The 8,149-nt window shown below is 71.5% G+C and carries 7 protein-coding genes; 6 read left to right on the forward strand and 1 reads right to left on the reverse strand.

What is annotated here, in order from left to right; translation table 11 throughout:
• Positions 1–53: 53 nt before the first annotated feature.
• On the reverse strand, positions 54–446 hold the full coding sequence (locus ACFU0Y_RS15525) for a tautomerase family protein (RefSeq protein WP_380215424.1): 393 nt from the start codon (positions 444–446) through the stop codon (positions 54–56).
• Positions 447–816: 370 nt separating this feature from the next.
• Between ACFU0Y_RS15525 and ACFU0Y_RS15530 the strand changes: the two genes are divergently transcribed.
• From ACFU0Y_RS15530 to ACFU0Y_RS15555, 6 genes are read left to right on the forward strand one after another with little or no spacing between them, the layout of a single operon-like run.
• Positions 817–1,776, forward strand: a complete 960-nt coding sequence (locus ACFU0Y_RS15530; protein ID WP_380215425.1) for a sugar phosphate isomerase/epimerase family protein — start codon at positions 817–819, stop codon at positions 1,774–1,776.
• 32 nt (positions 1,777–1,808) lie between these two features.
• Positions 1,809–2,699, forward strand: a complete 891-nt coding sequence (locus ACFU0Y_RS15535; RefSeq protein WP_380215426.1) for a sugar phosphate isomerase/epimerase family protein — start codon at positions 1,809–1,811, stop codon at positions 2,697–2,699.
• Positions 2,696–3,682 (forward strand): 5-dehydro-2-deoxygluconokinase, encoded by a 987-nt coding sequence (iolC, locus tag ACFU0Y_RS15540; protein ID WP_380215427.1) that lies wholly within the window; start codon positions 2,696–2,698, stop codon positions 3,680–3,682. Before ACFU0Y_RS15535 ends, iolC begins: the two co-directional genes overlap by 4 nt.
• Entirely contained in the window at positions 3,679–4,617 is a 939-nt protein-coding gene (locus tag ACFU0Y_RS15545) for a deoxyribose-phosphate aldolase (RefSeq protein ID WP_380215428.1), read from the forward strand. Before iolC ends, ACFU0Y_RS15545 begins: the two co-directional genes overlap by 4 nt.
• A complete protein-coding gene (iolD, locus tag ACFU0Y_RS15550; protein ID WP_380215430.1) occupies positions 4,614–6,584 on the forward strand; it encodes a 3D-(3,5/4)-trihydroxycyclohexane-1,2-dione acylhydrolase (decyclizing) in 1,971 nt (656 codons plus the stop codon). The genes ACFU0Y_RS15545 and iolD overlap by 4 nt, the downstream gene beginning before the upstream one ends.
• On the forward strand, positions 6,581–8,107 hold the full coding sequence (locus ACFU0Y_RS15555; RefSeq protein WP_380215432.1) for a CoA-acylating methylmalonate-semialdehyde dehydrogenase: 1,527 nt from the start codon (positions 6,581–6,583) through the stop codon (positions 8,105–8,107). The genes iolD and ACFU0Y_RS15555 overlap by 4 nt, the downstream gene beginning before the upstream one ends.
• The last annotated feature ends 42 nt before the right edge of the window (positions 8,108–8,149 follow it).

Raw genomic sequence — 8,149 nt, forward strand, 5'->3', positions numbered from 1 at the left:
GTCCACGAACGTTCGTGGACGGGGCCTTCCCCTGTGGCGCTGCACCGACGTGCTCAGAGCGCGCCGGTGAGGAACTGCGCGGTGCCGAGACCGAAGGACCAGTCCTCGCGGGTGTTCTCGGTGACGGAGACGACGAGGTCCTGCGGGTCGAGTCCGGTGCGCTGCTTCAGGCGGTCGGCGAGGGCGCGGTACATGGCCTGTTTCTGGGCCTCGCTGCGGCCCTGCTGGGTGACCTGGACGATGACGAGGTCGTCGGTGCGGGTGTAGCCCAGGCCGGTGTCCTCGGCGATGATCTGTCCCGGCCTGTGCTCGGTGACGATCTGGTAGCGGTCGCCGGGCGGGGCGGCGAAGGTGTCCAGCATGACGTCCTGGACGGTGTCGGCCAGCTCGCGGAGCTGTGCGGCGGTGCGGCGGTTCTCGGTGACGTCGATGCGCACGAGGGGCATGGGCGGATCCTCTCGATGGGTCGTGCGGGGCGGAGTGGTGCGGGACGGTGCGGAGCAGCGCGGGAGGCGGCACCCACCGGTCCGTCGTCGTGCGGAGCGTCGTGGCCCCAGGGGCGGCTGTCCCACGCCGACTGTCCCACCCGGTTCTGCATTATGTCAATACATACTAACAAAGTACACTGTAGGAGACGGGTTCTCCGGGACTTCCACCGGATGCGAGGGGCGGGGGGGAAGTCCTCGGGGGAACTTAGACGGTTTGTCTTTACAAACTGACCTGGTGTCGTATTCTGGTTGTGATCCGGACCACTGATCGGCCGGACGCCCGGTGTCCTTCCCCGGGCGCCGGTCCAGCACCAGAAAGCAGGTCACCATGGCGCAGCAGAACGCGACCACCACGACCGCCGGCGCGGCGGCCCAGCAGAAGACCCCCGTGCTGATCGGCACCGCCCCGGACTCGTGGGGCGTGTGGTTCCCCGACGACCCCCAGCAGACGCCCTGGGAGCGGTTCCTCGACGAGGTGGTCGAGGCCGGCTACTCCTGGATCGAGCTCGGCCCCTACGGGTACCTCCCGACCGACCCCGCCCGGCTCGCCGACGAGCTGGCCCAGCGGAACCTCAAGGTCTCGGCCGGGACCGTCTTCACCGCGTTCCACCGCGGTGCCGCCCAGTGGGAGGAGGCGTGGGAGCCTGCCCGCAAGGTCGCGGAGCTGACCGCCGCCATGGGCGGTGAGCACATCGTGGTGATCCCGGCCATGTGGCGCGACGACGTCACGGGTCAGGCGCTCGAGAACGAGCACCTGAGCACCGAGCAGTGGGACGCCCTGTGCACGGGCCACGACCGGCTCGGCAAGGTGCTGCGCGAGGACTTCGGCCTCCAGCAGCAGTTCCACTCCCACGCCGACTCCCACGTGTGCGGCCAGCCGGACATCGAGACCTTCCTCCAGCGCACCGACCCCGAGCTGGTCACCCTGTGCCTGGACACGGGTCACGCCGAGTACGGCGGCGCGTCCTCCGTCGACCTCATCCGGAAGTACCCCGAGCGGATCGGCTACCTGCACCTCAAGCAGATCGACCCCGTGGTCCTCGAGCGCGTGCGCCGGGAGAACCTCACCTGGGCCGCCGCCAACCTCGCCGGCGTCATGGTCGAGCCGCCCGCCGGGCTGCCCGACCTCGCGCAGGTCATCGCGGAGGTGGAGAAGCTGGACCGGCCGATCTTCGGCATCGTCGAGCAGGACATGTATCCCGTCTCCTCCTTCGACGTGCCGCTGCCGATCGCCACCCGCACGCGCTCCTACCTGCTGGGCTGCGGCTCCCGCACCCGCGTCCGCTGACCCGTCCGCGCCACCGATCCGGAGAACCGTCCATGAAGATCGCCCTCGATCCCACCCCGTTCCACTCCACCCACTCCCTGCTCGATTTCCCGCGGCTGGCCGCGGACCTGGGCTACGAGCACCTGCAGCTGACGCCCCATGCGGACTTCCTGCCCTTCTTCCACCACCCCAAGGCCGACGACCGGCTGGTCGCGGACCTGCGCGCGGCCTGCCGCGCCGCCGGGGTGCAGATCGCCTCGGTGCTGCCCGTGCTGCGCTGGTCCTCCCCGGACCCCGACGCCCGCGAGGCGGCCGTGCGGTACTGGAAGCGTGCGATCCGGATGGCCGTGGACCTCGGGGTGCAGCAGATGAATACCGAGTTCTCCGGCCGGCCCGAGCTCTCCGAGGAGTCGGAGCGGGCGTTCTACCGGTCGATGGAGGAGCTGCTGCCCCTCATCGAGGCGGAGGGCGTGCACATCGCGATCGACCCGCACCCCGACGACTTCGTGGAGCAGGGCCTGGCCGCCTGGCGGGTGATCCGGGGCGTGAACTCCCCGAACCTCGGCTTCGCCTACGTGGCGCCGCACACCTTCCACATGGTCGACGAGCCGCTCGAGATCATGGCCGCGGCGGGGGACCGGCTGCGCGTCGTGCACGTCGCGGACACGATGGACCACCACCGCTCGCACGGGCTGCGCTACATCACCAACCCCCCGGGCAACGCCGCCCGGGTGCACCAGCACCTGAGGATCGGCGACGGCGACGTCGACTGGGACGAGTTCTTCGGCGGACTCGCGGCCAACGGCTTCCTCGACCGCGAGGACTCCGTGATGGTGTCCTCCGTCTTCGCCGAGGACGAGAACGCGATGGAGGTCTCCCGCTACCAGCTGGAGCAGATGCGCGAGCGCTCCGCCGCCGCGCGGAAGGTGGAGGTGGAGGCATGAGCTACGACGTCGTGACCATCGGACGCATCAGCGTCGACATCTATCCCGACGACGTGGGCGTCGGCCTCGAGGACGTGACCACGTTCCGCAAGTACCTCGGCGGTTCGCCCGCCAACGTGGCGGTCGCCGCGGCCCGCCACGGGGAGTCCACCGCGCTGATCACCCGCACCGGGGAGGACCCGTTCGGCACCTACCTGCACCGCGAGCTCACCCGCTACGGCGTGGACGACCGGTTCGTGAGCGCCGTGCCGGGGCTGCAGACCCCCGCCACGTTCTGCGCGATCCGCCCGCCCGAGGACTTCCCGCTGTACTTCTACGGGCGCTTCCCCACGGCCCCGGACCTGCAGATCCGGGTCGAGGAGATCGACGCCGAGGTCGTGCGCGACGCGCGGATCCTGTGGTCCACCGTCACGGGCCTGTGCCAGGAGCCGTCCCGCTCGGCCCACTTCGCCGCCCACGAGGCCCGTCCCCGTGAGCAGCTGCGGGCCGATCAGCACACGGTCCTGGACCTCGACTACCGGCCCATGTTCTGGGACACCGAGGAGGACGCCCGGGCGCAGGTCCACGAGCTGCTCCGGCACGTGACCATCGCCATCGGCAACGACAAGGAGTGCGCGGTGGCCGTGGGGGAGGGCACCCCCGACGAGCAGGCCGACCGCCTGCTCGAGGCCGGGGTGCGGATCGCCGTCGTCAAGCTCGGCCCCGACGGGGTCATGGCCAAGACCCGTGACGAGCGGGTGGTCTCGGCCCCCGTCCCGGTGCAGACCGTCAACGGCCTCGGCGCCGGCGACTCCTTCGGCGGGGCCTTCTGCCACGGCATCAACCAGGGCTGGAGCCTCGAGCAGGTCCTCGACTACGCCAACGCCTCCGGCGCGATCGTGGCCTCGAAGATCTCGTGCTCCGACGCCATGCCCACCCCCGACGAGGTCTTCCAGCTGCTGCGCGAGCGCGGCCGCGCCGTACCCGAAGGAGCCACCCCATGACCACGACCTCCCCCCTCGAGATCGACACGGCGGATCCGCGCCGCTACGAGGACCTGACCCGCGTCCGGCTCGAGGACCCCCGTGCGATCCAGCGCGCGGCCGACTCGCGCCGCCGCCACCCCGGGCCCGTGCACGGCCGGCAGAACTTCGTGGTCGCCGCGGACCACGCGGCCCGCGGCGCGCTGCGGGTGCGCGACGACGCCGGTGCCATGGCCGACCGGCGCGGCCTCCTGGACCGCCTGCAGATCGCCCTGGCGGACCCCAAGGTCGACGGCGTGCTCGCCTCCCCGGACGTGCTCGACGACCTGCTGCTGCTCGGGGCGCTCGAGGGCAAGCTCGTCTTCGGCTCCATGAACCGCGGCGGGCTGCCCGGGCTGGTCAACGAGATCGACGACCGCTTCACCGGCCACACCGCCGAGGCGCTGGACCGGATCGGCGCCGACGGCGGCAAGATGCTCACCCGCATCTGCTTCGAGGACCCGCACACCACTTCGGTGCTGGAGAGCACCGCCAAGGCGGTCGACTCCCTGGCCGCCCTGGGGCTGATCGCGATGGTCGAGCCGTTCATCTCCCGGATCACGGACCGGGGCATCGTCAACGACCTCTCGGCCGACGCCGTGGTCCAGTCCGTGGCCATCGCCCAGGGCCTGGGCGGCAGCTCCGCGCACACGTGGATGAAGCTGCCCGTGGTCGAGGACATGGAGCGCGTCATGGCGGCCACCACGCTGCCCACCGTCCTGCTGGGCGGTGATCCGAGCGCCCGGCCCGACGAGGTCTTCGCGACCTGGGAGGCCGCGCTCGCGCTGCCCGGCGTGCAGGGCCTGACCGTCGGCCGCACCCTGCTCTACCCCGGGGACGGCGACGTCGCAGGGGCCGTCGCCACCGCCGCGTCCCTGCTCAAGGGACACCCCGTCGAGGAAGGAGCCGCTCGATGAGCACCCGCACCCTCTCCGTCTCCCAGGCGCTCGTGGAGTTCCTGGCCAACCAGTGGACGGTCGACCGGATCGGCGCCGAGGAGTACCGGCAGCGCACGATCCCCGGCATGTTCGGCATCTTCGGCCACGGCAACGTGGCCGGGGTGGGCCAGGCCCTCAAGCAGTACCAGGCCCAGGACCCGGCCCTGATGCCCTACTACCAGGGCCGCAACGAGCAGGCCCAGGTGCACCAGGCCGTCGGCTACGCCCGGCACACCCGGCGCCGGGCCACCTTCGCGGTGTCCACCTCGATCGGGCCCGGGGCCACCAACATGGTCACCGGCGCCGCCCTGGCCACCACGAACCGGCTGCCCGCGCTGCTGTTCCCCTCGGACCAGTTCGCCTCCCGCCGGCCGGACCCGGTGCTCCAGCAGCTCGAGCGTCCCGACGCCAACGACATCACGGTCAACGACGTCTTCCGTCCGGTCAGCCGCTACTTCGACCGCGTCTGGCGGCCCGAGCAGCTCTTCTCGGCGCTGCTCAACGGCATGCGGGTGCTCACGGACCCGGCCGAGACCGGGGCCGTGACCATCGCGCTCCCGCAGGACGTGCAGGCCGAGCCGCTCGAGGTGCCCGAGGAGTTCCTCGCTCCCCGGGAGTGGCGGATCCGCCGGCCGGCGCCGGAGGAGGAGGACGTCCGCGCGGCCGTCGCGGCGATCCGCGCGGCCGAGCGGCCCGTGGTCATCGCCGGCGGCGGCGTGCACTACGCCTTCGCCACCGAGGCGCTGGCCGAGTTCGCCGAGGCCACCGGCATCCCCGTGGCCTACACCCAGGCGGGCGTGGGGGTCATGGACTGGGACCACCCGCTGTGCCTCGGGGCCGTCGGGTCCACCGGCTCCACCGCGTCCAACGCGGTGGTCGCCGAGGCCGACCTGGTCATCGGCATCGGCACCCGCTACGAGGACTTCACCACCGCGTCCCGGACCGCGTTCCAGCACCCGGACGTCCGTTTCGTCAACGTCAACGTCGCGGCGTTCGACGCCTACAAGCAGGGCACCGCGGTGCCGATCGTCGCCGACGCCCGCAAGGTGCTCGTCGAGCTGACGAAGGCGCTGGGCGGGTACCGGGTGGGTGGGGACCTCGCGGAGACCGTCGAGCGGGAGAAGCAGCGCTGGGACGCGACCGTGGACGCGGCGTTCACGGAGCGGCACCTGCCGCTGCCCAGCCAGAACGAGATCATCGGGGCCGTCAACGAGGCCATGGACGACCGCGACGTCGTCGTGTGCGCCGCGGGCTCGCTGCCCGGTGATCTGCACAAGATGTGGCGGGTGAAGGACGCCTACGGCTACCACGTCGAGTACGCCTTCTCGTGCATGGGCTACGAGATCGCCGGCGGGCTCGGGGTCAAGCGGGCCGCCGTGGCCGAGGCGGACCGGGCCGGGGCGCCGCAGGAGGCGCGCGACGTCGTCGTCATGGTCGGGGACGGCTCCTACCTGATGATGCACACCGAGCTCGTCACGGCCGTGGCCGAGGGGCTCAAGCTCGTGGTGGTGCTGATCCAGAACCACGGCTACGCCTCGATCGGCGCGCTCTCGGAGCAGCTGGGGTCCCAGCGCTTCGGCACGAAGTACCGCTACCTCGACGAGGAGCGGCACAGCTTCGACGACGGCTCGACGCTGCCGATCGACCTCGCCACCAACGCCGAGTCCCTCGGCGTGCGCGTGCTGCGCGTCGAGTCCGGCGAGGGTGTCATCGACCGGCTGCAGGTGGCCGTGGCCGAGGCCAAGGCCGTTCCCGAGGGCTCCGGCCCCGTGCTCGTGCACGTGGAGTCGGACCCGCTGATCGACGCGCCCAGCTCCGAGTCCTGGTGGGACGTGCCCGTCACGGGCACCGCCACCCTCGCATCCACCCACGAGGCCTACGAGGTCTACCAGCAGAACAAGGCCCGGCAGCGTCCGCTGCTCGGGGAGTCCAGGAGGAACGCATGAGCCAGCAGACCCAGCAGCAGACCCAGCACGTCGAGCACTTCATCGACGGGAAGCGCACCCCCGGCACCGGGGAGTCCACCCAGGAGATCTACAACCCCGCCACCGGCAAGGTGTCCGGCATCCTGCACCTGGCCTCCGAGGAGGACCTGCAGACCACGGTCGCCGCGGCACGGAAGGCCGCCGACTCGTGGGGTGACATGTCCATCGCCCGGCGCACCGCCGTGCTGTTCAAGTTCCGCGAGCTCGTGGCGGCCCACACGGACGACCTCGCCGCCCTGATCACCGCCGAGCACGGCAAGGTGCTCTCCGACGCCAAGGGCGAGGTGGGCCGCGGCCTCGAGGTCGTCGAGTTCGCCTGCGGGATCGCCGAGCAGCTCAAGGGCGAGTACTCCGACCAGTTCTCCACCGGCATCGACGTCTACTCCTTCCGCCAGCCCCTCGGCGTGGTCGCGGGCATCACCCCGTTCAACTTCCCCGTCATGGTGCCGCTGTGGATGGCCCCGGTGGCGATCGCCACCGGCAACGCGTTCATCCTCAAGCCCTCCGAGCGGGACCCCTCCCCGTCCCTGCTGATCGCCGAGCTGTGGCAGCGGGCCGGTCTGCCGGACGGCGTGTTCCAGGTGCTGCACGGCGGCAAGGAGGCCGTGGACGGCCTGCTGACCCACCCCGACGTGGACGGCATCTCCTTCGTGGGCTCCACCCCGATCGCCCAGTACGTGCACGAGACCGCGACCAAGCACGGCAAGCGCGTCCAGGCCCTCGGCGGGGCGAAGAACCACGCGATCGTGCTGCCGGACGCGGACATGGACTCCGCGGCCGACAACCTCACCGCGGCCGCCTTCGGCTCCGCCGGGGAGCGCTGCATGGCCGTGTCCGTGGCCGTGGCCGTGGGCGAGGCCGCGGACCTTCTCGTGGACAAGCTGGCCGAGCGGGCCAAGGACATCACCGTGGGCAACGGCATGGACGCCACCTCCGACATGGGCCCCGTCATCACGCCCGCGTCCCGGGACCGCGTGCGCCGGATCGTCACCGCGGCCGAGCAGGACGGCGCCGCCGTCGTCGTGGACGGCCGCGACCTGATCGTGGCCGACCACGAGGACGGCTTCTTCGTGGGCCCGACCGTCCTGGACAAGGTCCGGAAGGACATGCAGGCCTACGAGGAGGAGATCTTCGGGCCCGTCCTGGTGGTGCTGCGCGTGGACACCCTGGACGAGGGCATCGAGGTCATCAACGCCAACCCGTACGGCAACGGCACCGCGATCTTCACCTCCTCCGGCGCCTACGCCCGCCAGTTCAAGCGCCGGGTGACCGTGGGCATGATCGGCGTCAACGTGCCGATCCCCGTGCCCGTCGCCTGGCACTCCTTCGGCGGCTGGAAGGCCTCGCTGTTCGGCGACCACCACATCTACGGGCCCGACGGCGTGCGCTTCTACACCCGCGGCAAGGCCGTCACCGAGCGCTGGCCCGAGCCGCACCACACCTCGGGGGCGTCCTTCGCCTTCCCGTCCTCGTCCGACCACTGACCGCCGGGCCCCGTCCCTGCCACGCCCGCGAACGCGTGGCAG

This window comes from Kocuria sp. NPDC057446 (assembly GCF_042802875.1).
Lineage (GTDB): Bacteria > Actinomycetota > Actinomycetes > Actinomycetales > Micrococcaceae > Kocuria.